The organism is Kitasatospora sp. NPDC040550 (assembly GCF_055594965.1).
The window spans coordinates 336,574-362,356 of the sequence record NZ_JBVIWC010000002.1; the positions used below are offsets into that span (position 1 = coordinate 336,574).

The following is a 25,783-nucleotide window of genomic DNA, read 5'->3' on the forward strand; positions in this document are numbered from 1 at the left end:
TGACGGGCGGGCGGTGATGGCCGGGCAGTGGCGGCGGGGTGGTGGCGGTGGGGCGCGGATGCGGGAGGGGCGCTGCCCGTTACCTTTCGGCGCCCTCGTTCGTTGGACCGGGCGGGTGCGCCGCCGGCGCCGTCGGGGGAGGTTCACTCACTCGGGTGGTTCTGAATGCCCCGGCGGCATTCCGGCAGGTCACGGAAGATAAAGTTAGGCTTACCTAACTTCTTCTGGGGGTTCGCCTTGTCGCTCGCCGCCGTACCCGCCCAGGCCGCCTCCGGGGCCACCGCCGCCGCAGCCCCGCCCTCCGGCGAGGCGATCCTGCGCCGCCAGCGCGTCCGCGAGTCCGCCGCCCGGACGTACGCCCGGTCCTTCCCGATCGTCCCGGTGCGGGCCCACGGCATGACCGTCGAGGGCGCCGACGGTCGCCGCTACCTGGACTGCCTCTCCGGTGCCGGGACGCTCGCCCTCGGGCACAACCACCCGGTGGTGCTGGAGGCGATCCGCCGCACCCTCGACAGCGGCGCCCCACTGCACCTGCTCGACCTGGCCACCGCCGAGAAGGACGACTTCACCAGCGCGCTGTTCGAGAGCCTGCCCCCCGAGTTCGCCTCCCGGGCCCGGGTGCACTTCTGCGGACCGGCCGGGACGGACGCCGTCGAAGCCGCCCTCAAGCTGATGCAGACCGCCACCGGTCGCTCCGGCGCCCTCGCCTTCACCGGCGCCTACCACGGCATGACGGCCGGCGCCCTCGCGCTCACCGGCAACGTCGCCGTCAAGGAACCGCTGCCCGGCGGCGGCGAGGTCGTCCGGCTGCCCTACCCGTACGGCTACCGCTGCCCGTTCGGGGTCGGCGGCGAGGCGGGCGCCGAACTCGGCGCCACCTACGTCGAGCGGCTGCTGGACGATCCCTCCGGCGGCGTGGTGCCGCCCGCCGCGATGATCCTGGAGGCCGTTCAGGGCGAGGGCGGGGTGGTGCCCGCCCCCGACGGCTGGCTGCGCGAGATGCGCCGGATCACCGCCGAGCGCGGCATCCCGCTGATCGTGGACGAGGTGCAGACCGGAGTCGGACGCACCGGCGCGATGTGGGCCGTCGAGCACAGCGGCATCGTCCCGGACGCGATGGTGCTCTCCAAGGCCATCGGCGGCAGCCTGCCGCTCGCCGTGGTCGTCTACCGCGAGGACTACGACGGCTGGCGGCCCGGCGCCCACACCGGCACCTTCCGCGGCAACACCCTCGCGATGGCCGCCGGCGCCGCCACCCTGCGGTACGTCGCCGCGCACGGACTGGCCGAGCGGGCCGCCGTGGCGGGCGAGCGGATCACCTCCCGGCTGCGCGAACTCGCCGCCGAACTGCCCGCGATCGGCGACGTGCGCGGGCGCGGGCTGATGATCGGGGTCGAACTGGTCGACCCCGACGCCGCCCCCGACGCCTGCGGCGCCCGCCCGGCCGATCCGGCGCTCGCCGTACGGGTCCGCGAGGCCTGCCTGGCGCGCGGGCTGATCGTCGAACTCGGCGGGCGGCACGACGCGGTGCTGCGGCTGCTGCCGCCGCTGACCATCAGCGACGAGCAGGTCGCGGCCGTGCTGGAACGGCTGGCGGAGGCGATCGCGGCGGCCTCGTCGGACCGGACCACTTCCCACGCCCACGCCCACGCCCACGCCACGGCTCCGGCTCCGGGTCCGGATTCGGGTCCGGCTTCGACGGCGGGGGGTGGGGCGTGACCGGCACCGACTCCGGGGCGGTACCGCCCGAACTGCCCGGCGAGGGCGGCGACCTGGACGCCCTCGCGGGCGGCGCGGCCGGGCCCGGCGCCCTCGGCCCGCTGCTGGCCACCGTCCTCGACGCCCTCGACACCGGCACCGCGCTGCGCTCCGGGCCACTGCCCGCCGGCAGCCCGGCCGAGATCGCCGCCCTGGTCGCGGACGGCCTCTCCGGTGCCGGCGGACGCGGGGCGCTCGCCCGGCTCACCGAACTGCTCGCCTACGGCGCCGCCGACCCCGCCGACCCGGCCTGCGCCGCCCACCTGCACTGCCCGCCGCTCGCCGTCGCGGCCGCCGCCGACCTCGCGGTCAGCGTGCTCAACCCCTCCCAGGACTCCTGGGACCAGGCCCCCGCCGCGACCGCCCTGGAAACCGCCCTGCTCGCCGAACTCGCCACCCTGGTCGGCTACGACCCGCGCCGCGCGGCCGGGGTGCTCACCTCCGGCGGCACCGAGTCCAACCTGATGGGCCTGATGCTGGCACGGGACCAGAAGCTCGACGGCATCGTCGAACTGGACGGCATCCCGGCCGGCGCCCGGCCCTGCATCCTCGCCTCCGAAGCCGCCCACTTCTCCGTCCAGCGCGCGGCCGCCCTGCTCGGACTCGGCGAACGCTCCGTCCTCGCCGTCCCCGTCGACCGCCGACTGCGCATGCCCCCGGAGGAGTTGGAACGCTCCCTGGCCGAGGCCAGCTGGGCCGGACGCACCCCGATCGCCGTTGTCGCCACCGCCGGCACCACCGACACCGGCGCCATCGACCCGCTGCACGCCGCCGCCGACCTGGCCGGCCGCTACGGTGCCTGGCTGCACGTCGACGCCGCGTACGGCGGCGGCGCGCTGCTCTCCGACCGGCTCGCCCCACTGCTCGACGGCATCGCCCGCGCCGACTCGGTCTCCCTGGACTGGCACAAGCTCGGCTGGCAGCCCGCGGCCGCCGGGGTCTTCCTGGTCCGCCGGGCCGAGACGTACGTCTCGCTGGCCCGGCGCGCCGAGTACCTCAACCCCGTGGACGACGAGCGGGCCGGCTACCCCAGCCTGCTCGGCCGCTCGCTGCGCACCACCCGGCGGGCCGACGCCTTCAAGCTCGCCGTCACGCTGCGCACCCTCGGCCGGGAAGGGCTCGGCCGGCTCGTGGACGCCTGCCACGACCTGGCACTGGCGGCCGCGGACGCCGTCCGGGCCGAACCCTCGCTCGAACTGCACGCCGAGCCCGTCCTCACCGCGCTGCTGTTCCGCTACCGGCCGCCCGGGATGACGGACGAGACCGCCGTGGACGAGTTGAACGGGCAGCTGCGCCGGCTGCTGCTGCGCACCGGGCGGGCGGTGGTCGGGCGGACCGAGCTGCCGGGGGACGGGCCCGGGCGGGTGCGGCTGAAACTCACGCTGCTCAACCCGCACACGACGGCGGGCGAGGTGGGGGCACTGCTGCGGGAGGTGGTCGGCGCGGGGCGCAAGGTCGCCGGGGAGCGGGCGGGGTAGCGGCGCCCCCCGCCCCGGGCGGGCAGGCGCCGCGGCCCGGGCGGGCAGATGCCGGTGCCCGGGCGGGGGGGGTCGGTGGACGGCTCCGGTGCGGTCAGCCGTTCAGCAGGATGCCGCGGGTGAGTTCCCAGGTGTCGGGGTCGGCGGCGACCAGCAGGCCGTCCTCGCAGCCGGGGGCCTCGGGGCGGTACGGGGCGCCGTCCATGCGGGCCGCGACGCCGCCGGCCTCGGAGAGCAGCAGCGAACCCGGGGCGTGGTCCCAGGGGAGGGTCCGCCAGTAGAAGATGAAGTCGGTCCGGCCCTCGACGACGTCGGGGTACTCCATCCCGGCGGCGCTGCGGCCGGGGGAGAGCTCGCCGAAGGCCGCGCAGTGGGACTCCAGGCGGTGGCGGTCGGCCGGGTCGAGGAAGCGGCTCTTCAGGATGCCGGTCAGCTTCCCGGCGTCGGCGGGCGCGGGGCGGCGGGTGAGGCGTTCGCCGTCCCGCCAGGCACCGGAGCCCAGTTCGGCGCGGTAGGCGGTCGCGGTGGCGGGCTGCCAGATCCACGAGGCGACGGTCAGGCCGCTGCGGACCAGCGAGCACATCACGGCGTAGTCGGGGCGGCCCGCGACGAAGTTGGCGGTGCCGTCCACCGGGTCGACCAGCCAGACGGCTGGCTCGTCGTGGATGGCCAGGGCGAGCGACGGGTCGGCGGCCACCGCCTCCTCGCCGACCACCGGGACGGGCAGCAGTTCGTGCAGGCGGCGGGCGATGATCGCCTCGGCCTCGCGGTCGGCGACGGTCACGACCTCGCCGGGCGCCTTCTCCATCACCTCGCCGGCGGTCAGCGCCCGGAAGCGCGGCTCCACCGCCTCGGCCGACGCCTCGGCGAGTATCTCCGCCACCTTGTCCATCAGCACGTTCGCGCTCCCTTCGCCGGTTACCACTCTCGCACGACTGGGTGGAGGGGGTGTCGGCCGGCCGGTGACGGCTGACGGAGAACAGGGAACAGGGAACAGATGACGGCTGACAGATAACAGATTTCGAAATCTGTCATCTGTTATCTGTCAGTCGTTCGCCGTCCGCCGGTTCCCCGGCAGCTCGCCGCCAACCGCCAGCCGCCAGCCGGCCTCCGGCCAGTTGCCCTCGGTCGGCCGCCGGTCAGTCGCCCAGGTAGTGGAACCCGGGTCGCGGGTGCATCAGGAACTCGTGGTGCGAGATGTTCCACCCGTACGCGCCCGCCATCGCGAACAGCACCCGGTCCGCCGTCCGCAGGCCCGCCGCGCCGTCCGCCGCCCGGGCCAGGACGTCCTTCGGGGTGCACAGCTGCCCGGCCAGGGTGGCCCGGCCGGTGGTGACGGCGGGGCGCGGCCAGGGGTGCGGCCAGGCGTCCACCGGGAGCACCGCGAAGGGCTGGGAGTGCCCGCGGGTGGCCGGAGTGCGCAGGTGGTGGGTGCCGCCGCGGACCACCGCGAAGTCCTCGCCGTGGCTGCGCTTCACGTCCAGCACCTCGGTCGCGTACCAGCCGCAGTAGGCGGTCAGTGCCCGCCCTGGCTCGATCCGCAGGGTCAGCCCGGGGTGGGCGTCGAGCAGCTTGGCCAGGCCCTCGCCGAAGGTCGTCCAGTCGAAGCGCCGCGCCGGGTCGTCGTAGTCCACCGCCATCCCGCCGCCGACGTTGACCTCGGCGAGCGGGAAGCCGTGCCGCTCGGCCAGTTCGGCCGACCAGGTGACGATCTGCTCGGCGACCGCCAACTGCTCGTCCGGCGCCAGCCCGCTGGCCAGGTGGGCGTGCACCCCGCGCAGCCGCAGCCGGTGCCCGAGCGGGCCGCCGTCGGTGAGCAGCCGGACGCACTCCTCGGCCCGGTCGGGGTCGAGCCCGAACGGGGTCGGTCGGCCGCCCATCGCCAGCGGCACCGCGTCCAGGGCGTCGGTGACCACCGGCAGGTTCACCCGCAGCAGGACGTCAACGACCGCTGCCGGGCGCTCCGCCAGTACGGCGGCGAGCCGGTGCAGTTCCTGCTCGCTCTCGACGTGCCAGCGGTGCACTCCGGCGTCCACGGCGGCGAGGATCTCGGCGGGGGTCTTGCCCGGCCCGCCGAAGGCCAGCGGCGCGTCCGGGACGGCGGCCCGTACGTGCGCCAACTCCCCGCCGCTGGAGACCTCGTAGCCGTCGACGGCGTCGCGCAGCGCGGTCAGCAGCGGGGCGTCCGGGTTGGCCTTGGCGGCGTAGTACAGCTCGACCCGTTCGGGCAGGGCGGCCCGGACGGCGGCGGCGTGCTCCCGCAGGGCGGCCAGGTCGTAGACGTAGGCGGGCAGTTGGTCGGGTGCGAGGGAGGCGACGTGGCGGTGGACGGTGTCGGTCACCGGGGCGCCAGTGGTCGGGGCGTCCGTGGTCGGGGTGCCGGTGGTCGGGGTGTGGCTCATCGGACGGCGCTCCCGGTCGGAAGGTGGGTGGTCATGCGGGCGGCCTCGGCGAGCACCGAGCCGGCCAGCGGGGAGGGCAGCCGGACGTACCCGGCCTCCCGGTCGGCCTTGCGCTCCCAGCGGGTGAGCAGGTTGGCCTTGGCGGGCAGCGGGACGCCGGCCAGCAGTGCCCGCAGCCGCGGCGGGCGACCGTGGGCGGCCGCGTACTCCTCCAGGGCGTCCCGGACGGCCTGCCAGAGCGCACCCTCCGACTCGGGGTGGCGGTCGGCGAGGGCGGCGAGCAGTTCGGCGACGTGGTTGACCAGCAGGCAGTAGACCACCCGGTCCCAGCCGCGCTCGGCGTCGTACGTCATCGGGCCGGCCACCTCGGGCGGCAGGGCGGCGAGCAGTCCGGCGTTCTGCTCGGGGACGAGCTTGGTGCCCTCCAGGTCACGGAAGAGCACCTGGGCCGGCCGGCCGTCCGCGTCCACGCCGATCAGCACGTTCTGCAGGTGCGGCTCCAGCACCACGCCGTGGTCGAAGTAGGCCGCCAGCACCGGCGGGAGGAGCAGCCGCAGGTAGTCGCGCCACCAGTCGAGGGCGGCCGCTCCGCCCGAACTCCCCTCCAGTAGACGGGAGATGTGGGCCGAGCTGGTCGGGTGCTCGTCGGCGACGGCGCCGGCGAGCAGCGGGGTGACACCGGGCCGCAGCAGACCGCCGAAGCCGTCGCGCAGGATCAGGCCGAAGCCCTCGAACAGGGCCCGGTCGGGGTGGCCGTCGGCGCCCGGGAGGGCGAGGGTGCGGAAGGCGGGTTCGCGCAGCATCGCCGCGTCCGGGAAGCGCCCGGCCAGGTCGGTCAGCACCGGGTCCAGCAGGCGGGTGAGCCGGACGGCGCCGGAGAGCTCGTAGGCGGCGTTCTTCCGCAGGCAGTTGGTGATGCGGACGTTGAGGCTGAACTTGAGGAAGGCGTCCGCGCCGTACAGGGTGCGCACCGAGGCGGTGGCGGCGAAGCGCTCGCCGCGCGGGCCGAGGTCCAGGACGTCACCGCGGGTCAGAGCCGCGCGCAACAGCGGGTGGTCGCCGACCAGTTGGTACTGCCAGGGGTGGGCGGGCAGCAGCCGGTAGCCGTCGGGCACCTCGCCGAGGCCGTCCAGGACGGCGCTCGCCCCCGGGGTGACGGACTCCTCGGCCAGCAGCTCGGCGCGTACGGCCAGGTGGCGCAGCGGGAAGGCCGCGCGGGACTCGGGCACGTAATGGCGCCAGTCGCCCCGGGCAGCGGAGCGGGACTTGGGGGCCGGGTGGAAGCGGTGGCCGAACAGCAGGGCCTGCTCGGACTCCAGGTAGCGGTCCGCCCCGGCGGCCGGCCGGTCGGCCAGGCCCGCGCCGACGCCCTGGTGGCTGGAGGCCACCTGGTCGAGGAATTCCTCGTTCACCGTGCCGGTGCGCAGCTCCAGCTCGTCCTGGGCGTACCCGGCGAGCTCGCGCCAGCCCAACTCGCGCCATCCGTCGGGGGTTTCCTCGTGTACGGGGCCGGTGAACCGGTGCGCCCCGAGCAGCGAGGTGCGACGCAGGGCGACCCGCAGCAGGGTGCCGCGGCGGGGCAGGCGCAGTAGCAGGTGCCCGTCGTCGACGGCGGTCTGGTGCTCGGGGGCGGACACCTCGCGCAGCAGGCAGTTGAGCAGGGTGTGTGCCACCGCCTCGTCCGCGCCGGGCAGTTCGGCGGGGTCCGTGGTCGACGGTGTGGCGGGGAGGGTGGTGGGCCGGGCGGTCATCGGGAACTCCTACGGGTCAGGAGGGCGAGCAGGGCGGCGGCCAGTGCGGCGACGGTGCCGGTGACGACCGGGGCGGCCGGTCCGCCGCTGCCGTTGGCGAGCGCGGCGGCCAGTCCGGCGGCGACGGCGCCGCACTTGGAGACGGTTTCGCGGGTGCCGAACATCCGGCCCGGCGCGCGGCCGCGGGCGGCTTCGGCGGCGAGGACGGCGAGGCAGACCAGGCCGAAGGTCATGCCGAGTCCGAGCACTGCCCGGGTGAGGGCGAAGGTGAGCAGCGAGTGGGCCGGGGCGTGGCCGGCCAGTCCGACGGCCACCAGGGCGAAGCCCAGGGCCAGTCCGCTGCGCGGGCGCGCCTCGACGGCGGCGTGCACCCGGCCGGCACCGACCAGGTAGACCAGGTGCGGCAGCGCGAACAGCAGGCCCGCGAGGGTGCCGCCGGCCCCCGGCAGCCGCTGCTGGACCAGGGTGATCAGGTACGGGAAGGAGATGATGGTGGCGAAGACGAAGGCGAACTCGAAGGTGTAGAGCAGCCGGAGCGAGCCGGGCCGGTCGGCCGGGGCGGCCGGGGCGCTCGTGCCGGCGTCGCGGCCCGCCGGGGCGAGGGTCGGACGGACCGGCTCCGGCAGGGAGTTGAGCAGCGTCGCGGCGGTCAGCGGCAGTACCGCCATCACCAGGTACTGCCGGTGCGGGTCGATCCACGGCGACAGTACGCCGACCAGGATCGGCGCCGCGACCAGGGCCGCCCGGGCGCTGCCCTGCATCAGGGTCAGCGCCTTGGACAGCCGGGAGCCGTCCAGGGCTGCGGCGAGGTAGCCGTTGGTGGCGGAGAAGGTGCCGCCGAGGAAGCCCTGGAGCACCAGCGCGACGGTGAACGCGGGCAGGCTGTCGGCGGCCCCGGCGAGCAGGAAGGAGACCGCGAGGCCGAGTTGGGCGCGCAGCAGCAGCCGTTTCTGGCCGAAGCGGTCGGCCAGCCGGCCCCACAGCGGAGCACCGAGGGCGGTGAAGACGGTGGGCACGACGTACAGCAGACCGGCCCAGTGGCCGCTGTGGTCGCCGAGGGTGGGGAGGATCTCGGTCAGGTACGGCGGCAGGCCGAGGGCGGCGAAGGAGGCGACGAAGTAGCAGGCCGCCACCGCGTGCACCTGGCGCCGGTCCAGCCCCGCGGTCCCGGTCGGCCGCGACAGGGGTTCGACGGTCGTCACGAACGGTCCTCGGGCAGGAGGTAGTTGGGGCCGTCGGTGTAGTGCTTGTTGATGTCCGCGGCGCCGCTGCGCTCCTTGCTGAGCAGCGTCCCGGCGCTCACCATGGCCTTGACCGGCAGGCGTTCGGCGTCCAGCAGATCGGCGCGAAGCGGTTGTCCGGCCGGGCCCAGTCGGTCGACCGCCTCGGAGAGGACGGTGCGCAGCAGCTCCAGGCTCCGCGCCAGCGGCATCCGGCCGTGCGCGGCCAGGCCGAAGGCGAGCGAGGCGGTGCACAGGTGGCCGGTGATGGTGGTGAACAGGTCGGTGAGTGCGCGGTCCTGCTCGCCGATGATCCTCGGGTCGCGGAACTCGGCCACCAGAGCGGCCAGTTCGCGGACCGGGGAGCGGCCCGCCCGGGTGGTGTTGACCCGGGGGCCGTCGTTGTCCTTGTAGAGCAGCCGCAGGCCGGTGCCGTCGAGGACCAGCGAGGTGTTCTGCTGGTGCGACTCCAGGGCGATGCCGTGGCCGAACAGGGTGGTCTGCCAGTCGACCAGCAGCCGCAGCAGTTCCTCGTACAGCGCCGGGACAGAGCCGTGGTGGAAGCGGTCGGCCAGGTGGTCGATCACCAGCCGGCCGTCGGGCGCCTCGGCGAGCAGGGCGGCCAGCGGGACGGTGACGGCGTCGTCCAGGCCGTCCGGGTAGCGGCGCAGCAGGACGGCCAGCAGCTCGTCCTCGGCATGGGCGTAGTGCTGTTCGTCGGCGTGCAGGATTCGCCCGGCGAAGCGCGGTTCGTGGGCGGCCACGGCCTCCACCAGGCGCTGCCCGACCGCGCCGTTGACCAGGGTGACCGGCTTGATGGTGCGGCGGTTGCGCAGGCCCAGGGTCGCGGTGGCGAGCGGCAGTTTGAGGTGGCAGGACGGGTCGGCGGCCACGGCGACGGTGCGCATCGACAGCGTGGGGAGCACGTCGAGGTACGGCTCGGGGGCAAGCACCGCGCCAGGCACGATCCGCGCGAAGTCCTCGTCCGCGGTGAGCGGATGGACCGGGATGGTGGTGAACTCGCCCGGCACGCCGAGCTGTTCGGCACTCGGCCACCAGGAGGGCAGCGGGCCGCTGCCGTGTACGGTCAGCCGGCCGGTCGGGACGGCGAGCCAGCGCAGCGCGAAGCTCGGGTTGAACTCCGGTGCGTACGAGCGCAGTTGGGCCGCGCTCAGGCCGGAGCGGCCGCGCGCGGTCGGGTAGACCGGGTGGTCCAGGAAGGCGGCGAGGGTCTCGAAGCCGAGCGCGGAGCGCGGGCCGACCCAGCCGGCCACGTCCTTGCCGTAGCGCTCGGCGAGTTCGGCCTGCACCTCGGGCTGCACCCGGTCGTGCAGCTCCATGGTGGCGAGGGTCTGCCGGCACTCCTCGGCGAAGGCCAGGTGGCCGGGGCGGTCCAGCGGATCGGCCCGCTCCGCCAGCAGGGCCAGGACGGCGGTCAGTTCGGTGATCCGGGCGCCGTCGACCTCCAGCTCCGGCAGCCGGGCGGCGTGGTCGGCCTGGAAGCCGTCGGGGGCGACCGGCAGGGCGAGCGAACCGTCGCTCAGCCAGGGGCCGTCGGGGCGCTGCTCCAGGGTGCCGCGGGTGCGCAGGCCGAGCACGTCCTCGCGCAGCAGGGCGGACAGCACCCGCAGGGTGAGCTGCTCGGCGGGCGTCGAAGCGGTGGGGGCCGAAGCGGCGGGCGTCGAAGCGGCGGGGGCCGAAGCGGCGGGGGTCGACGCGGTGGGGACCGTGTCGGTGGGCGTCGAGGCGGCGGGGGCGGGATGATCGGCCGGGGTCATGAGGTGATCTCCCAGCGGTTGGCGGCGATGAACTCCGCGACCGCGCCGTCCACCGCGTCCTGGTCCGGGCCGACCGCCCAGACGATGCCCAGGTAGTCGCGGTTGGTGCGGTAGAGCTCGTGCCGGGCGCCGAGCTCGCGCACCGGCAGGTAGGACAGCGTGATCCCGTCGGCCCGTCGCTCGAAGTGCGGTCCGGGGGCGGCGGTCAGGGTGCCGGCCTGCTCGGCGCAGACCCGCTCGTGGCGGGCCCGCTGGTCGCCGCGGGCGCCGAGGTCGGCGGGCAGCTCCTCGCCGAGGTGGGCGCGCAGCACCAGCTCGAAGTAGGGGATTCCGAGGATCTCGGCGAGCATCAGGTCGCACTGGTCGCCGATGGCGCGGTAGTTGACCTCGATGATGCGGGCGCGGCCATCCGGCTGGAGGACGAACTCGGTGTGGCAGGCGCCGAGTCCGACCCCGAGGGCGTCGAGCTGGGCGAGTACCTGCTCGACCACCGGCCGGGGGTGCGCCGGGGTGAAGGTCAGCACCTCTTCGATGAAGTCCGGCGGCGGGGAGAGGCGGGTGCGGAAGCCGCCGAGGACGCGCCTGGTCCGGCCGTCGCCCAGGGTCTCCAGGGTGCACAGCTCGCCGGCCAGGAACTCTTCGACCACCAGGGTGGCGCCGGGGCGGCGCTGCTGGATCTCCTCGACCCGCAGGGCGAGTTCGGCGGCGTCGGCGACCAGGGTGACGTCCTCGCTGGCGACGCCCTCGCGCGGCTTGACGATGCACGGGAACGAGGGGGTGAGGCCGCTCGGGTCCTGCCCGGGCGCCAGCTCGGCGGACTCCACCGCGTCCAGGCCGCGGTCGGCGAGGTGGCGGCGCAGCTCGCCCTTGTTCTTGGCCCGCAGGGCGGCCTTCCAGTCCTTGCCCGCCAGGCCGAAGTACTCGGCGACCAGGGCGGTCTGGGTCTGCAGGTGGTCGCTGTTGCTGAACACCGCGGCCGGGGTGTGGTGCTGGGATATCAGGCCGATGACCTCGCGGAAGTCCTGGACGTCGCACTCCACCACCTCGCAGGCGAACTCCGCTCTGGCGTAAGCGCGTTGGTGGGCCTCGGCGTGGTCGGTGAGGACGGTGACGTCGAGTCCGAGCCGGGCGGCGGCGGGCAGGAAGCCGCGGGTGACCGAGTCGGTGGGGTTGAGGGCGAGCAGGTAGAGCCGCATGGGGAGGGTCCTCGGAGCGTGGATGGCAGACGAAGGACGGCGAACAGATGACAGAGTTCGAAATCTGTTATCTGTTATCTGTCGTCTGAAAGATGAACTCTGAAAGTTGAATTCTGAAATCTGTTCGCCGTCAGCTGTTCGTGGGGCGACGGCTACTTGGGCGCGTCCACGCCCGCCGCCTTGGCGATGTCGACGAGCATCGCGTCCGCGGCCTGGACGCCGATGCCGGACATCCAGGTCTCGTCCGGCACGGTGAAGACCTTGTTGTTCTTGACGGCGTTCAGGCCCTTCCAGACCGGGGTCTGCTGGACCTCGCTCTCCTTGGTCTTGGACGGGTCGTCAGCAGTGGTGACGAACACCAGGTCGGCATCGGCCTGGCTGACCTGCTCGGCGCTGACCTCGATGATGTTCTTGTCCACGTCCTGCGGGGCCGGGCGGGTCAGGCCGACGTCCTTGAGCACCACGCCGCTGTAGGAGGCCTTCGCGTACAGGCGGGTCGGGCCGGCCACGAAGCGGACCACCGAGGCGGTGGGCATCGTCCCGTTGTACTTGGCCTTGATCGCCTCGCCCAGCTTGTGGGCCCGCTCCTCGTAGTCGGCCAGCGCCTTCTTCGCCTCGTCCTCCTTGCCGAGGGCCTGGGCGTACAGCGCCAGGTTCTCCTTCCACGGGAAGCCGGTGGTCTCGGCCAGCACGGTCGGCGCGATCGCGTTCAGCTGGTCGTACACCTTGGCGTGCCGGACCTTGGAGGAGAGGATCAGGTCCGGCTTGAGGGAGGCGATCAGCTCCAGGTTCGGCTCGTTCATCGGGCCGACGTCCTTGGTGTCCTTGATCTTGTCCTTGAGGTAGTTCGGGAACCCGCCCTCGGTCTTCATGTGCGGGGACACCGCGCCGACCGGAGTGATGCCGAGCAGCGTGACGTCGTCCAGCTCGCCGCTGTCCAGCACCACGACGCGCTTGGGCTGGGACTTGAGCTGGGCGGTCCCGGCGGCGTGCTTGACGGTGCGGGGGAACCCGGCGGCGGTGCCGGCCGAGGCGGCGGCGGAGCCGGAGTCACCGCCGGACTTGGCGCCGTCCCCGTTGCTGCCGCAGGCGGCGAGGAACGTGGCGGACAGCGTGACGGCGAGGACGGCGACGGGGAGTCGGCGGTTCATCGGAGTTCCTTGGATCGGGTCGAACGGGGAGACGGAAGAGGAGGGAAGGGGGTGGGGTGGGGTCAGACGGCGGTGGGAGCGGCGGGCGCGGCGGCGGCGGCGCGAACCCGGGCCCGCGGCACGACCAGCGGAGTGCCGGTCTCCGGGTCGGGCACCACCCGGCACGGCACGCCGAAGACGGCCTCGACCAGGTCGGCCGTCAGGACCTCGGCGGGCGGACCGGCCGCGGCGAGCCGCCCGTCCTTGAGCACCACCAGGTGGTCGGCGTACCGCGCGGCCTGCCCGAGGTCGTGCAGCACCATGACGACGGTGCGTCCGGCCTCGGCGTGCAGGTCGGCGACCAGGTCGAGCACGTCGAGCTGGTGCCGCAGGTCGAGGAAGGTGGTCGGCTCGTCGAGCAGCAGCAGGTCGGTCTCCTGGGCGAGCGCGAGCGCGATCCAGACCCGCTGGCGCTGCCCGCCGGAGAGCCGGTCGACCTGCCGGTCGCGCAGCTCGGCGGTCCCGGTGCGCTCCAGCGCCTCCTCGACCGCCGCCTGGTCGGCCTTGGACCACGGGCTGAGCATCCGCTGGTGCGGGTAGCGTCCGAGCCGGACCAGCGCCTCGACGGTGACCGCCTCCGGTGTGACGGGCTGCTGCGGCAGCAGGCCCATCCGCTTGGCGAGGGTGCGGGCCGGCATCCGGTGGATGTCGGCGCCGTCCAGGGTGACCGTGCCGGCGGCCGGGTCGAGCAGTCGGACGAGGCCGCGCAGCAGGGTCGACTTGCCGCAGGCGTTCGGTCCGACGATCGCGGTGACGGCGCCGCCGGGCAGTTCGAGGTCGAGGTCGTCGACGATGGTCCGGTCGCCGTAGCGCAGTCCGAGGCCTCGGGCGGCGAGCCGGTTGGCGGTCGAGGGGGCCGGGAGGGAGGTCATCAGCTGCTCCTCTGGGGAAGCCGGCCCTGGCGGATCATCAGCACCAGGAGCCAGGGCGCGCCGAGGGTGGCGGTGACGGCACCGACCGGCAGGCCGTGGACGGGGATCACGTGCAGCACGAGGAGGTCGGCCGCGAGCAGCAGCACGGCGCCGGTGAGCGCGGTGAGGCCGAGGGTGCCGGGGGTGGGCGGCCCGGCGAGCAGCCGGACCAGGTGGGGGACGGCGAGGGCGACGAAGGCGACCGGTCCGGTGAGGGCGGCGGCCAGCGAGGCGAGGGTGATGGTGAGCAGCAGCAGCCAGAGCCGGTCCCGGGCGGGGTCGAGGCCGAGGCCGCCGGCCGAGTCGTCGCCGAGGTCGAGGACGGCGACCCGCCGCTGGCAGAGCGCGAGGGCTCCGGCGGTGAGGGCGATGGCGGTGCCGCCGATCCACACCTCGGTCCAGTTGCGCCCGTACAGCGAGCCGGTGGTCCACTGCATGGCGGAGGAGGCCAGTTCGGCCGGGAACCGTACGATCATCAGGTTCACGGCGGCGGCGAGGCCCTGCTGGACCGCCAGGCCGACCAGCACCAGCCGGGTCACGGCCATCCTGGAGCGCCAGGCCAGGCCGCCGAGCAGCAGCGCGGCGAGCAGCCCGCCGCCGACCGCGGCCAGCGGGATCAGCTGCTGGGAGGCGCCGGTGGCGAGCATCAGCACCGCGCCGAAGGAGGCGCCGCCGGTGATCCCGATGGTGTCGGGGGCGGCCAGCGGATTGCGGAACAGCCGCTGCAGCATCGAACCGGCCATCGCCAGCCCGGCCCCCGCGATCAGCGCGGACACCACGCGCGGCGCCCGGAACTGCTGCACCACCAGGACGTCGCCGGGCTGGCCCTGGCCGAACAGGGCGCGCAGCGCGTCCCAGACCGGGATGCTCACCTGGCCGGTGCCGAGCGCGATGCCGGTGAGCACCACCAGCAGGGCGACGGCCAGCAGCGACCAGGCGGCGGTACGGGCCCGGCGGCGGCCGATCGCGCCCAGCGCGGCGGTCCGCCCGTTGCGCGCGCTCACTTGGCCACCTTCCGGGCCAGTACCGCGAGCAGCGGCGCGCCGAGGAAGGCGGTGACGATGCCGACCTCGATCTCGGAGGGCCGCACCACGAGCCGGCCGAGCACGTCGGCGGCGAGCAGCAGCAGCGGACCGGCGATCAGGCAGCCGGGCAGCAGCCAGCGGTGGTCGTTGCCGAGCAGGGCGCGGACCAGGTGCGGCGCGGCCAGTCCGATGAACGCCACCGGTCCGGAGACGGCGACCGCACTGCCCGCGAGCAGCACCACCGCCAGTCCGCCGACCACCCGGATCCGGGCCACCGGCACGCCCAGCGCCTGGGCGGTCTCGTCGCCCAGGGCCAGCGCGTTGAGGGCGGGGGAGATCGCGAAGGCGGCGACCAGGCCGACCGCCAGGAACGGCAGCACCGGGGTGAGGGTGTCCAGGTGGCGTCCGGCGATCGAGCCGGCCAGCCAGAACCGGGCCTCGTCCAGGGTGCGGTGACTGGCCAGCATCAGCGCGGAGGTCCAGGAGGTGAGCACCACGGTGAGCACGGTGCCGCCGAGCGCGAGCCGGACCGGGTCGAGGTCCCCGCCGCGCCGGGACATGCCGTAGGCGGAGACGGCGGCGACGGCCGCCCCGGCGAAGGCGAACCAGACGTACTGGGAGGGACGGGAGAGGTCCAGCGCGTAGATCGCGGCGACCACGGCGAGGCTCGCGCCGGCGTTGATGCCGAGGGTGACCGGGGAGGCCAGCGGGTTGCGGGTGACGCCCTGGGCGACCGCCCCGGCGACGCCGAGCGCGGCCCCGACGGCCAGGCCGATGAGCGTGCGGGGGACCCGAAGGCCCGTCACCACGTCGGCGTCCCCGCCGTGGGCGGCGCCGGTGAGGGCGTCGACGACGGTGGACAGCGGGATCGCGCGGGAGCCCAGCGCGAGGCTCAGGGCCGCGCACAGCACGAGTGCGGCCACACCGGCGACCAGCAGCAACGGCCGCCGGAGCGCCGCCGCGGGGCGGGGCGTCGCCGGGGCTGTGGTGGAGGGTGGGTCGGTTCTCAGCACGAGTCGACATCTTAGGTTAGGTTTGCCTAAATTCGTCAAGATCGTACCGATGGTCGTATGTCACACCCGGCGGCGTGGCCGGATGGTCGGTGCACCCTCTGAGGAATTGTAAGGTGAGCCTCACCTTAACAATCACTCGGAGTCGATCTCGGGAGTGCCGATGGTCCCCGGAACACCCCTGCCCGTCGCACCCGCCTGCACCCCGTCGGCCTGCGCCCCGCCCGTCCCTGCCCCGCCGGTCTGCGCCGCGCCCGTTCGCCCCGGGGGCCGGCCGGCCACCCTGACCGGTGACTACGAGCGGCTGCGCGAACTCTGCCCCGCGCTCCGGCTGCACCTGCTCGAACCCGCCGAACCCGACCCCTCGGCCGCCGACGGCTGGTGCTCGGGCGCCCGACTCGCCACCGACGAACGGGCCCTGGCTGCCGTCCTGGCCGGGGCGGAGGCCCGCATCGTCGCCGAACACGGCCGCGCGCCCCGCCCGCACGTCACCGCCTCCCGACTGCTGCACCACTACGCCTGGTCCGTCTGCCTGCTCATCGCCGGCCCCTGGCACCTCGCCCGGCGCGTCCCCGCCGTCGACCCCGCCGACCTCTGGCTGCACGCCCCGACCGGCGACCTCGCGCTGCGCCCGCGCGGGCACGTCACCCTCCCCGGCGACGACGAACTGCGCGCCGAACTGCGGGCCGCCGTGGTGGCCCACCTCGAACCGGTGCTCGCCGTGTTCGCCGGGCCGACCCGGCGCCGCGACCGCGCGCTCTGGGGCATGGTGACCGACGACCTCGCCTCCGCCGTCTGGTACCTCGGCCGGATGCTCGACGCCGAGAACGCCCAGAACGCTGCGGTCGGCCGCGGCGAGGACGGCGAGGACGGCGAGTTCGGCGGAGCCGCGGCGGAGGACGCCGCCGTCGCCGCCGCCGGGGCCCTGCTGCCCGGCGGCACCCTGCCGCTGCCCGGGGCCGCCGACTTCCGTCGGCTGCGCACCCCGGACGGCCGCCCCCACCACACCCGCACCCGGCTGGGCTGCTGCCTCTACTACGCCGTCAAACCCGGGGCCCTCGCCTGCCTGACCTGCCCGCGCACCTCCGACGAGGAGCGGCTGCGGCGGTTCTGACGGACGGTCCGCGCATGCGGAGCCGCCCCTACCGCCCCTGCCGCTTACCGCTCCTGCCGCTCCTACCGATCCGAGCCGTCGCCGTCCGGCCGTCGTAGCACCGCCACGCCCCGGTCCAGGTCCACCCCGAAGTGCGGTGGGGCCCCGGCCTGGGTGTCGTCCCGGCGCTCCGCCTGCTCCCGCTTCTGCTCGACCTGGATCCGCTTGCCCGGGCTGAACATCGCGTGCATCTCGTCCAGCACGCCGCCACCGCCGCCGACCCCGACCCCCGGCCCGCGCTCGCGACGGCGCGGCGAGGACTCGGCCCGGACCTGCAAGCCCGCCAGTACCACCAGTCCGACCGCCGCCGCGATCACGCACACCAATCCCACGATCAGCCCCATGCCCGGCCCAACGCTTCGCCCCCGCAGCAGCGTTCCCGGCTCGGGGCCCGCACCGGCTACGCTGCCCGCGGACCCTAAGGAGAGCCCTCACCCATGACCGTGCGCGGAACCCTCGTGGACATTCCGACGGCGGACGGCACCGCCGACGCCTACCTCACCCACCCCGAAGACGACCGGCCCCACCCCGGCGTGCTGCTCTACCAGGACGCCTTCGGGCTCCGGCCCCACTTGAAGTCCATGGCCGACCGGATCGCCGAGGCCGGGTACACCGTCCTCGTCCCCAACCTGTACTACCGCAGCGGCCGTGCACCGCTGGTGGAACTGCCCGAGATGATCGACATCGAGCAGTGCGACGAGATCTTCGCCCAGCTCGGCCCGCTGCTCTTCGGTGCCAGGAACCCGGAGACGGCCGCGCGTGACGCGGACGGCTTCCTGGCCTGGTTCGAGGAGTCCCCGCTGGTCCAGGACGGCCCGATCGGCGTCACGGGCTACTGCCTCGGTGCCTACCTGGCCCTGAGCGCCGCCGTCAGCCACCCGGGCCGAATCGCCGCGGTCGGCGCCTTCCACGGCGGCCACCTCGCCACCGACCGCCCGGAGAGCCCGCACCTGCGCGCCGAACGCATCACCGCGGAGCTGCACTTCGGCCACGCCGACCAGGACGAGTCGATGCCGCCCGAGCAGATCGCCCGGCTCGACGAGGCCCTCGCCGCCGCCGGGGTCCGCCACCGGACGGAGGTGTACGAGGGCGCCGGGCACGGCTACACCCAGGCCGACACCACCCGGTACCACGCGGGCGGTGACGCCCGGCACTGGTCGGCGCTGTTCGACCTGTTGCAGCGCAACCTGCCGGCGTAGCGCTCCGGTTCACCGCCCCGGCACCCCGTCCGGCCGTGGGCGTGGCGACGTAGAGTGGCCCCGCCGTGACGGCCGACCGGGGGGAGCGGGATGTGGCAACCAGCAGGTGGCGTGCGCGAACCGGTCGGGCGCCGGCCCTGACCGGAGTTCAGCAGGTCATCGCCGAGGCCCTGGCCGAGCACCTGCCCGGCGGCGTGCGGCGGGGTGAACTCGACCGTGGCGGGCGGGCATTGCGCTGGCTGGAGGCCGGTCCCGGTGCGGATCCGGGGCCCGGTGCGGAGGCGGGGGCGGGGGCGGGGTCGGACGGCGGTTCGGGGGAGACTTCCGGGCCGGACGACGGCCTGCCGGTCGTCCTGGTCGCCGGGATGGGCACCAGCTCGCTCACCTGGGCCCCGCTGCTGCCCGAACTCGCCGGGCAGGCCAGGGTCGTGGCGTACGACCGGGCCGGGATCGGCGCCAGCGAACCCGACCGCGCACCGGCTCCGACCCTGGACACGCAGGTCGGCGACCTGGCCGCGCTGGTCCGGCACCTGGACGCCGGGCCGGCCGTGCTGGTCGGGCACAGCTGGGGCGGGCAACTGGCCCAACTCCTGGCCCGGGAACGGCCGGGGCTGGTGGCCGGACTGGTCCTGGTCGATCCGGCGCACGAGGACTTCCGGCCGCGGTCGATCAGCGTGATCGAGTCGCTGCTGCTCCGGATCGGATTGCTCCGGATCGGGCTGCTCCGGATCGGGCTGCTCCGGGCGACGCGGGCGCCCGCCGCGCCGGGCACAGGTGACGCGCCGGGCGCAGGTGATGCACCGGGCCCGGGCGACGCGGCGGCCCGGGCCGAGGCGGCCGTCCTCGCCCACCCCCACCAGCGGCGGGCCGTACTGGCCGAGAACCGGCTGTCGAACCGGGCGACCGGGCAGCTCCGCCGTCGCCGGGCCGCCGGGCCGCCGCCCGAGGTGCCGGTCACCGTGCTGAGCGCGACGCTGGGGCTGCCCCGCGGGCTGCGGGCCCGCTTCACCGCCGCGCAGGCGCGGATCACGGCCGGTGCCGCCCTCGGCGTCCACCTGGTGGTGCCCGGTGCCGGGCACGCCGTCCACCAGGACCGGCCGGAGGTCGTCGCCGAGGCCGTCCGCGCGGTGTCCTGGCAGGTCCGAATCGCCCGGAAGGCCTGACTTCCAGGGGCAATCCCCCTCCTCACAGCGGCTGCTGGGCCCACGGCACGCTCTGGCACACTGTGTGCCGACGACCCGGCGGGGAGGGTCATGACACCTGGGGGCAGGGGAGATGAGTAGCGCGGGCACCGTGCTCGGCGGGCGGTACACGCTGGTCGAGAAGGTCGGCGGCGGGGGGATGGGGTCGGTCTGGCGGGCCGAGGACGGGGTGCTGGCGCGGCCGGTCGCCGTGAAGATCCTCCGCGCGGACCTGTTCGAGGACGGCACCGGCCTCCAGCGGTTCCGCCGTGAGGCCCAGCTGGTCGCCGCGGTCGACCACCCAGGCATCGTGGGCGTGCACGACTACGGGGAGAGCGGCGGGGACGGCGACGACGCCCGCTGCGCCTACATCGTGATGGACCTGATCGAGGGCCGGCCGCTGGACCGGGTGCTCGAGGACGACGGTCCGATGAGCGCCGAGCGCGCGCTGCGCCTGCTCGCCGACGCCCTCGACGCGCTGCACGCCGCCCACCGGCGGGGGATCGTGCACCGTGACCTCAAGCCCTCCAATCTGATGGTGCGCGAGGACGGCGGGGTGGTGATCACCGACTTCGGCATCGCCCGGGCCGTCGCCAGCACCAAGCTCACCGCGCCGTACGCGGTCATCGGCACCGCGGCCTACATGTCCCCCGAGCAGGCCTCGGGGGAGACCACCGGCCCGGCCTCCGACCTGTACTCGATCGGCGTGGTCGGCTACGAGCTGCTGGTCGGGCGGGTGCCGTACCAGGGCGAGGGGCCGCTGCAGGTCGCGCTCAAGCACGTCAACCAGCCGGTGCCGGAGTTGCCGGAGACCTTCCCGGCGGCGGTCCGGGCACTGATCGCCACCGCGCTGGCCAAGCAGCCCGAGGACCGCTTCGAGAGCGCTGCCGGGATGGCGGCGGCGGCCCGGGTGGCGATCGGGCTGCCGGGGGCGGCCCGGAAGGCGGCGGACAGCGGGACGATCGACCTGCGGGCGGACGCCGGCGCGGCCCGGGCGGGCGGGGTCGGGAGCGTGGCCGGGACCGGTGCCGCGCCCGGTGCCGCGCCCGCTGACCCGGCCGGTGCGGCCGCCGGTGCGGCCGCCGGTGCCGCGGCCGGTGCGCCGGACCGCGGCGCCGCCGTCGTCCCGGCGGGGGCCGCTGCCGCCGCCCCGGCCGGTCCGGAGCAGGTCGTGCGGACGGACCCGCAGGCGGAGACCGAGCCGGGCCGACGCCGCTCGCGCCGCACCCTGCTGCTCCCGGTGGTCGTCCCGATCGTGATCTCGATGGGCACGGCGACGGTGCTGCTGGTCGACCGGGGCCCGGGCCGGTCCGACGCGGCCGTGCCGCCCGCCGCCCAGCCCACCGTGGTGGTGACGGTCCCGGCGGTGCCGGCCACCACCACCCCGGCCGCGGCCGGCTCCGGACCCGTCACGCCGCCACCGACCGACACCCCGTCGGCCGCCCCGACCGCCGACCAGCACGCCTCCGGCGGCGGGCTACCGCCCGGCACCCAACTGCCCGTACCCGTACCGGCCCAGGGCGGCAACGGCGGCTCCCAGGGGCGCGGCGGCTCGAACCCCGGTGGCGGCGCGGCCGCCGGCGGGGCCTCGGGCGGCCAGTCCGCGGGCGGGGGTGCGGCGGCGGACCAGCCGCCGTCCAAGCCCGGCAACCCGGCCTCCCAGGGCGGCGGTTCGGGTGGTTCGGGCGGCGGCTCGGGCGGCTCAGGCGGCTCAGGCGCTTCGGCCGGTTCGTCGGCGGGCGGCAACCCGCCCGCCCCACCGGCGGCCGGCCGTCCCCCGTCCTGCGGCGGCAACAGCTGGAGCACCATCGTCAGCGTCAAGGACGGCCGCCCGATCGGGATGCGCAACGACAACCTGAACGGCGACAACCCGATCGTCCTCGGCGGCGCCTCGCAGTACGGCTGGGTGCGCGCCACCGACCCGGGCAGCTGGATCCTGTTCAACGCCTGCAACAACGGCGGCCCGCAGCTCGTCCAGACCATGGACGGCAAGGTGGTGCTGAGCAACGGGTACAGCTTCCTCACCCGGTGGACGGTCCGCAACGGCAGCACCCCGGGCTCGTACACGCTGGGCGACTACCAGAACCAGTCGTGCATGACGGACAACGGCCCCGGCAACGAGCTCACCATGGTCGCGTGCACACCCGGCAACACGGCGCAGGAATGGAGGTTGCAGTGACGGAACCGGCGACCGGTGCGGCGACGGACGAGGGGGCCGGGAGCGGTGAAGTGGTGCTCTACTGGCGCCCCTTGTGCACCTACTGCATGAAGCTGCGGTTCGGGCTGCTCTTCACCCGCCTGCGGTACAGCCGCCGCTTCACCCGGGTCAACATCTGGAAGGACCGGGACGCGGCCGCCTTCGTGCGCTCGGTCGCGGACGGCAACGAGACCGTGCCGACGGTGCGGGTGGCCGGCCGTCCGCTGGTGAACCCCTCGTTGCGCCAACTGCTGGCCGCCGCACGGGAGTACGGCGCGTAGGCGGTCGGTCACCGGGCCGCCGGTCCTATCAGGCCGTCACCTCGGCGGGCAAGGGCGTTCGATGGCGGGACCTCGCCAATGGGGCGTCAAGGGTGTGTATGGAAACTTCTACAAGGATGTAAAAGTCGATCGGCCGGTCATCGGTATTGACACCCCGACCGGCGGTCGGTGGCCGATCCGCCGTCGGCGCAGGCGGTCGGGCCTGATGCGGATCGGAACCCCCTGCGCGACAGGTCGGATTGCCCCGATTCGACCGCTTTTTGAATTCCTTTACCAACTGGCGGGACCTGGCCAATCACTGATGCAGACCTGTCAATTCATCTGCTGGATTGTCATGCTTCTGGTCACCCCCCAGCGGTAGCCCCCACCCCCACCCCTCGGTGGCAAGCCGCTCGACCGCACGGGGTTCCTGCACGTCAGCGCCCGCTCCGCCCCACAGGTGCCGACCCCGGCCCCCGGAGCGCGGCGCGACCGCGCCCAGACGCGGTTTCCCGGAAGGACTCTTACGTTGAAGCGTAAGCTCGCTGCTGTCGCCGTGCTCTCGGCCACGGCCATGCTGACCGGTGTCATCCAGGTGGCCACCACCACCGCCCAGGCCGCCCCCGCGTCCCCGTCGCTGCAGGCGCAGGCCGCCTCGCAGCACGCGGCCGTGCTCGCCGTGGCCAACGGCCAGTCCGCCCCGCTCGCCCAGGCACTCGGCCTCGGCGGCCAGGAGAAGCTGGTGGCCAAGGACGCCGTCGTCGACCGGGACGGCACCAAGCACCTGCGCTTCGAGCGCACCTACGCGGGCCTCCCGGTGATCGGCGGCGACCTGGTCGTCCACCAGAAGTCGGACGGCGCCGTGAAGTCGGTCGACAAGGCCGTCTCCGCCCGGATCGCGCTGCCGAGCCTCACCCCGAAGATCCCCGCGGACAAGGCCGCCGACCAGGCCTCCGGCACGGTCAAGGCCACCATCGGCCAGACCATCGACTCCGACCAGTCCCCGATCACCGGTGTCCACCAGGTCGGCAAGGCCGAGCTGGTCGTCTGGGCCACCGATGGCAACCCGCGCCTGGCGTACCGGACCACCGTCGAGGGCGTGCGCGCCGACGGCACCCCGAGCGCCCAGATCCTGGTCACGGACGCGGCCGACGGCAAGGTCCTCTCCACCCACGAGAAGATCGAGACCGCCGCCGGCACCGGCACCGGCATCTTCGTCGGCCAGGTCCCCCTCAACACCAACCAGAACGGCTCGCAGTTCGAGCTCAAGGACACCAGCCGTGGCGGCCAGTCCACCACGGACATGAACAACAGCGAGTCGGGCAGCGGGTCGCTGTTCGCCAACCCGAACAACAGCTTCGGCGACGGCACCAACAACAGCCGCGAATCCGCCGCCGTGGACGCCCAGTTCGGCGCCGCCACCACCTGGGACTTCTACAAGAACACCTTCAACCGCAACGGCATCCGCAACGACGGCGTCGGCGCCCTCAGCCGGGTGCACTACGGCTCCAACTACGTCAACGCGTTCTGGAGCGACGACTGCTTCTGCATGTCGTACGGCGACGGCAACAACAACAGCGCGCCGCTCACCGAGATCGACGTGGCCGGCCACGAGATGAGCCACGGCGTCACCGCGGCGACCGCCAACCTGAACTACTCGGGCGAGTCCGGCGGCCTCAACGAGGCCACCTCCGACATCATGGGCACCATGGTGGAGTGGTACGCCAACCTGCCCTCCAACCCGCCGAACTACCAGATCGGCGAGCTGATCAACCTGCGCGGCGACGGCAGCCCGCTCCGCTACATGGACCAGCCCAGCAAGGACGGCTCCTCGGCCGACTACTGGGACGCCAACGTGGGCAACCTGGACGTGCACTACTCGTCCGGTGTGGCGAACCACTTCTTCTACCTGCTGTCCGAGGGCAGCGGCGCGAAGTCGATCAACGGGTTCGACTACAACAGCCCGACGGCGGACGGCTCCTCGCTCGCCGGCATCGGCCGGGACAAGGCCGCGCAGATCTGGTACCGGGCGCTGACCGCGTACTTCACCTCGACGACCGACTACGCGGGCGCCCGTGCGGCCACCCTGAGCGCGGCGTCGGACCTGTACGGCGCGAACAGCGCCGAGTACAACGCGGTCGCGGCCACCTGGACCGCGGTCAACGTCAACTGACTCGGGCCTGAACCGGGTCGGGCCTGAGTTGGGCAGGCCCGACCCTGGGCGCGTCCGAGCGGGGCCCGGTCGGACTGTGGGTGCCGAACGGCCGGGTCGGACGGCGGGGGCGACGGTGTGCGGACCACCGTCGCCCCCGCCGTCGTGCGTGTCGTGCGTGTCGTTCGTGTCGTGCGTGTCGTGCGGGGCAGGTAGGGCGGGCGGTTCAGGTGAGGTCCTGGGCGACCTCCCACACATGACCCGCCGGGTCGGCGAAGGCCGCCGTCCGCCGGCCCCACGGGCGGTCCACCGGACCGTTGAGCAACGCGACGCCGCGCTCCGCCAGTTGGGCGCAGACCGCGTCCACGTCCGGGACCCGGACGGTCAGCAGCGCCCGCACCCCCACGGCGGGCGCTGCTACCGGCGCGGGCTCCACCAACTCGGGCGCCTGGTCCACCGCCAGCAGGTTGAGCAGCAGGTTCCGCAGCCGGAGGACGGCCGAGACGTCGTCCTCGTGGACCACCGGCAGGCCGAAGACCTCCTGGTAGAAGGTCCTCGCGGCGGGGACGTCCGCCACGAAGAGGGTGAGGACTTCCAGTTCGTCCAGATCGGTGTGCACGGGTGCCTCCGGGTGCCGTGGGTGCACGAGGAGGATGGCACGCGGGACCGACAGCGAGACCAGAGCTGACGTCTCGTCAATTTCAGTTCTGTCCGTACCTCTCCTGGGCGGCGAGGACGGCTTCCGCGTGGGTCTCGGCCCAGGCGCCGAGGGCGCGGATCGGGTCGAGCAGGGCGGCGCCCGCACCGGTCAGGGCGTAGTCGACGCGCGGTGGGGCCTCGGCGTAACGGTGGCGCTCCACCAGGCCGTTGTACTCCAGTCGACGCAGCGTCTCGTTGAGCACCTTCGGGCTGAGCCCGCCGATCCGGTCCAGCAGCGTGCGCGGGCGCAGCGGTCCGCGCTCGCCGAGGACGTACAGCACCACGCTGTCCCAGCGGTTGGCGATCACCTCGAAGGCCAGTCGGGCGCGGCAGTCCGCGGCGAAGTCCTCCGCATCGCCGCCCGGGGCGCCGCCCGGCTCGCCGTCCGACCGTTCGTCGCTGACGCCCTCGTTCCGCATGGGTCCATCCTGCCCCGTCCGTTGCCTACCCGGTGGTGTGCATCGACCTGGCTAGCGTCCGGAGCACGGCATTGCACGTGACGAGGAGTGGATGGACCATGCGGATCGGCATTCTCGGTACCGGCGCCATGGCGGGCGCACTGGGCGGGGCGTGGGTACGGGCCGGGCACGAGGTGGTGGTGGGCGGTCGGGACGCGGCAGCGGCGCGGAAGCTCGCCGACGCGATCGGGGCCGCGGGCGGCGGCGAACCCGCGTCGGCGACGCGGTTCGGGCAGGTGGTGCTGGCCGCGCTTCCGGCCGGGGCGGCGGTGCCGGTGGTCGCGTCGCTGGCGGACGAACTGGCCGGACGGGTCCTGCTGGACTGCACCGTCCCGATGGCCCCGGGCCCGGACGGGCCGGCGCTGACCACGGGGGGAGCCGCCGACTCCATGGCCCGGCGGCTCGCGTCGGCGGCCCCGGCTGCGCGGGTGGTGAAGGTGTTCGGGATCTGCCACGAGAGCATCTGGTCGCTGCCGCGGCCCCGGTTCGAGGGGGCGCCGCTCGGTGTCCCGTACTGCGCGGACGATCGGTCGGCCGCCGATCTGACCGCCGAGCTGGTGGATTCGATGGGCTGCACGCCGGTGCACTGCGGCGGCCTGGACCGGGCGGGGCTGCTGGAGGCGGCGGCGGTGTTCGCGATCGGCGTGTGGTGGGCGGGCGGCGAGGCCCGGCACGTCTTCCCGGCGCCCGCGCTGGCGCCGGGGGTGATGGACGGCTGACGGGGCCGGCCGGCCGGTGACGGCGAACAGATGACAGCGAACAGAT

Annotated in this window: 22 protein-coding genes; 9 read left to right on the forward strand and 13 right to left on the reverse strand. The window is 74.4% G+C overall.

Annotated elements, in window-relative coordinates; genetic code table 11:
- The first annotated feature begins 237 nt into the window (after nt 1-237).
- Nucleotides 238-1,719 carry a diaminobutyrate--2-oxoglutarate transaminase gene (locus ACZ58X_RS04285; RefSeq protein ID WP_470332152.1) on the forward strand — a complete coding sequence of 494 codons (1,482 nt, stop codon included), beginning with the start codon at nt 238-240 and terminating at the stop codon, nt 1,717-1,719.
- Nucleotides 1,720-1,751: 32 nt separating this feature from the next.
- Nucleotides 1,752-3,236, forward strand: a complete 1,485-nt coding sequence (locus ACZ58X_RS04290; protein ID WP_470332332.1) for a pyridoxal phosphate-dependent decarboxylase family protein — start codon at nt 1,752-1,754, stop codon at nt 3,234-3,236.
- Between the two features lie 94 nt (nt 3,237-3,330).
- On the opposite strand, the gene ACZ58X_RS04295 is transcribed toward ACZ58X_RS04290, so the two are convergent.
- The 10 genes from ACZ58X_RS04295 to ACZ58X_RS04340 form a co-directional block, all read right to left on the reverse strand.
- Nucleotides 3,331-4,128 (reverse strand): inositol monophosphatase family protein, encoded by a 798-nt coding sequence (locus ACZ58X_RS04295; protein WP_470332333.1) that lies wholly within the window; start codon nt 4,126-4,128, stop codon nt 3,331-3,333.
- Nucleotides 4,129-4,375: 247 nt separating this feature from the next.
- Nucleotides 4,376-5,638, reverse strand: coding sequence for a type III PLP-dependent enzyme (locus tag ACZ58X_RS04300; protein WP_470332153.1), 1,263 nt, complete (start codon nt 5,636-5,638; stop codon nt 4,376-4,378).
- Nucleotides 5,635-7,389: an IucA/IucC family protein gene (locus ACZ58X_RS04305; RefSeq protein WP_470332154.1), complete on the reverse strand. Its 1,755-nt coding sequence runs from the start codon at nt 7,387-7,389 to the stop codon at nt 5,635-5,637. Before ACZ58X_RS04305 ends, ACZ58X_RS04300 begins: the two co-directional genes overlap by 4 nt.
- Nucleotides 7,386-8,591: an MFS transporter gene (locus ACZ58X_RS04310; RefSeq protein ID WP_470332155.1), complete on the reverse strand. Its 1,206-nt coding sequence runs from the start codon at nt 8,589-8,591 to the stop codon at nt 7,386-7,388. The genes ACZ58X_RS04305 and ACZ58X_RS04310 overlap by 4 nt, the downstream gene beginning before the upstream one ends.
- Nucleotides 8,588-10,387: an IucA/IucC family protein gene (locus tag ACZ58X_RS04315; protein WP_470332156.1), complete on the reverse strand. Its 1,800-nt coding sequence runs from the start codon at nt 10,385-10,387 to the stop codon at nt 8,588-8,590. Before ACZ58X_RS04315 ends, ACZ58X_RS04310 begins: the two co-directional genes overlap by 4 nt.
- A complete protein-coding gene (locus ACZ58X_RS04320; protein ID WP_470332157.1) occupies nt 10,384-11,583 on the reverse strand; it encodes an ATP-grasp domain-containing protein in 1,200 nt (399 codons plus the stop codon). Before ACZ58X_RS04320 ends, ACZ58X_RS04315 begins: the two co-directional genes overlap by 4 nt.
- A gap of 152 nt (nt 11,584-11,735) precedes the next feature.
- On the reverse strand, nt 11,736-12,734 hold the full coding sequence (locus ACZ58X_RS04325) for an ABC transporter substrate-binding protein (protein ID WP_470332158.1): 999 nt from the start codon (nt 12,732-12,734) through the stop codon (nt 11,736-11,738).
- 62 nt (nt 12,735-12,796) lie between these two features.
- A complete protein-coding gene (locus ACZ58X_RS04330) occupies nt 12,797-13,645 on the reverse strand; it encodes an ABC transporter ATP-binding protein (RefSeq protein WP_470332159.1) in 849 nt (282 codons plus the stop codon).
- Nucleotides 13,645-14,688, reverse strand: a complete 1,044-nt coding sequence (locus ACZ58X_RS04335) for a FecCD family ABC transporter permease (RefSeq protein ID WP_470332160.1) — start codon at nt 14,686-14,688, stop codon at nt 13,645-13,647. The genes ACZ58X_RS04330 and ACZ58X_RS04335 overlap by 1 nt, the downstream gene beginning before the upstream one ends.
- Complete coding sequence (locus ACZ58X_RS04340; RefSeq protein ID WP_470332161.1) at nt 14,685-15,722, reverse strand: FecCD family ABC transporter permease; 1,038 nt, start codon at nt 15,720-15,722, stop codon at nt 14,685-14,687. Before ACZ58X_RS04340 ends, ACZ58X_RS04335 begins: the two co-directional genes overlap by 4 nt.
- Nucleotides 15,723-15,882: 160 nt before the next feature.
- Here ACZ58X_RS04340 and ACZ58X_RS04345 point away from each other — a divergent pair, with 160 nt between their 5' ends.
- The gene (locus ACZ58X_RS04345) at nt 15,883-16,833 is read left to right on the forward strand and encodes a (2Fe-2S)-binding protein (protein ID WP_470332162.1); all 951 of its coding nucleotides are present in this window, start codon (nt 15,883-15,885) and stop codon (nt 16,831-16,833) included.
- Between the two features lie 62 nt (nt 16,834-16,895).
- On the opposite strand, the gene ACZ58X_RS04350 is transcribed toward ACZ58X_RS04345, so the two are convergent.
- Nucleotides 16,896-17,216 (reverse strand): DUF6191 domain-containing protein, encoded by a 321-nt coding sequence (locus ACZ58X_RS04350; protein WP_470332163.1) that lies wholly within the window; start codon nt 17,214-17,216, stop codon nt 16,896-16,898.
- A gap of 93 nt (nt 17,217-17,309) precedes the next feature.
- Here ACZ58X_RS04350 and ACZ58X_RS04355 point away from each other — a divergent pair, with 93 nt between their 5' ends.
- The 5 genes from ACZ58X_RS04355 (at nt 17,310) to ACZ58X_RS04375 (ending at nt 23,882) form a co-directional block, all read left to right on the forward strand.
- Nucleotides 17,310-18,071 (forward strand): dienelactone hydrolase family protein, encoded by a 762-nt coding sequence (locus ACZ58X_RS04355; RefSeq protein WP_470332164.1) that lies wholly within the window; start codon nt 17,310-17,312, stop codon nt 18,069-18,071.
- A 92-nt stretch (nt 18,072-18,163) separates the two neighbouring features.
- On the forward strand, nt 18,164-19,234 hold the full coding sequence (locus tag ACZ58X_RS04360; protein WP_470332165.1) for an alpha/beta fold hydrolase: 1,071 nt from the start codon (nt 18,164-18,166) through the stop codon (nt 19,232-19,234).
- Nucleotides 19,235-19,346: 112 nt separating this feature from the next.
- The gene (locus tag ACZ58X_RS04365; RefSeq protein WP_470332166.1) at nt 19,347-21,431 is read left to right on the forward strand and encodes a serine/threonine-protein kinase; all 2,085 of its coding nucleotides are present in this window, start codon (nt 19,347-19,349) and stop codon (nt 21,429-21,431) included.
- Nucleotides 21,428-21,730 carry a glutaredoxin domain-containing protein gene (locus ACZ58X_RS04370; protein ID WP_470332167.1) on the forward strand — a complete coding sequence of 101 codons (303 nt, stop codon included), beginning with the start codon at nt 21,428-21,430 and terminating at the stop codon, nt 21,728-21,730. The genes ACZ58X_RS04365 and ACZ58X_RS04370 overlap by 4 nt, the downstream gene beginning before the upstream one ends.
- A gap of 553 nt (nt 21,731-22,283) precedes the next feature.
- Nucleotides 22,284-23,882, forward strand: a complete 1,599-nt coding sequence (locus tag ACZ58X_RS04375) for a M4 family metallopeptidase (protein WP_470332334.1) — start codon at nt 22,284-22,286, stop codon at nt 23,880-23,882.
- A 205-nt stretch (nt 23,883-24,087) separates the two neighbouring features.
- Here the strand turns inward: ACZ58X_RS04375 and ACZ58X_RS04380 are convergent, their stop codons facing one another.
- Both ACZ58X_RS04380 and ACZ58X_RS04385 read right to left on the reverse strand, forming a co-directional pair.
- On the reverse strand, nt 24,088-24,480 hold the full coding sequence (locus ACZ58X_RS04380) for a VOC family protein (RefSeq protein WP_470332168.1): 393 nt from the start codon (nt 24,478-24,480) through the stop codon (nt 24,088-24,090).
- Between the two features lie 82 nt (nt 24,481-24,562).
- Nucleotides 24,563-24,979: a winged helix-turn-helix transcriptional regulator gene (locus ACZ58X_RS04385; RefSeq protein WP_470332169.1), complete on the reverse strand. Its 417-nt coding sequence runs from the start codon at nt 24,977-24,979 to the stop codon at nt 24,563-24,565.
- Nucleotides 24,980-25,077: 98 nt separating this feature from the next.
- On the opposite strand from ACZ58X_RS04385, the gene ACZ58X_RS04390 reads away from it, so the two are divergent.
- Nucleotides 25,078-25,737, forward strand: a complete 660-nt coding sequence (locus ACZ58X_RS04390) for an NADPH-dependent F420 reductase (protein WP_470332170.1) — start codon at nt 25,078-25,080, stop codon at nt 25,735-25,737.
- Nucleotides 25,738-25,783: the final 46 nt, after the last annotated feature.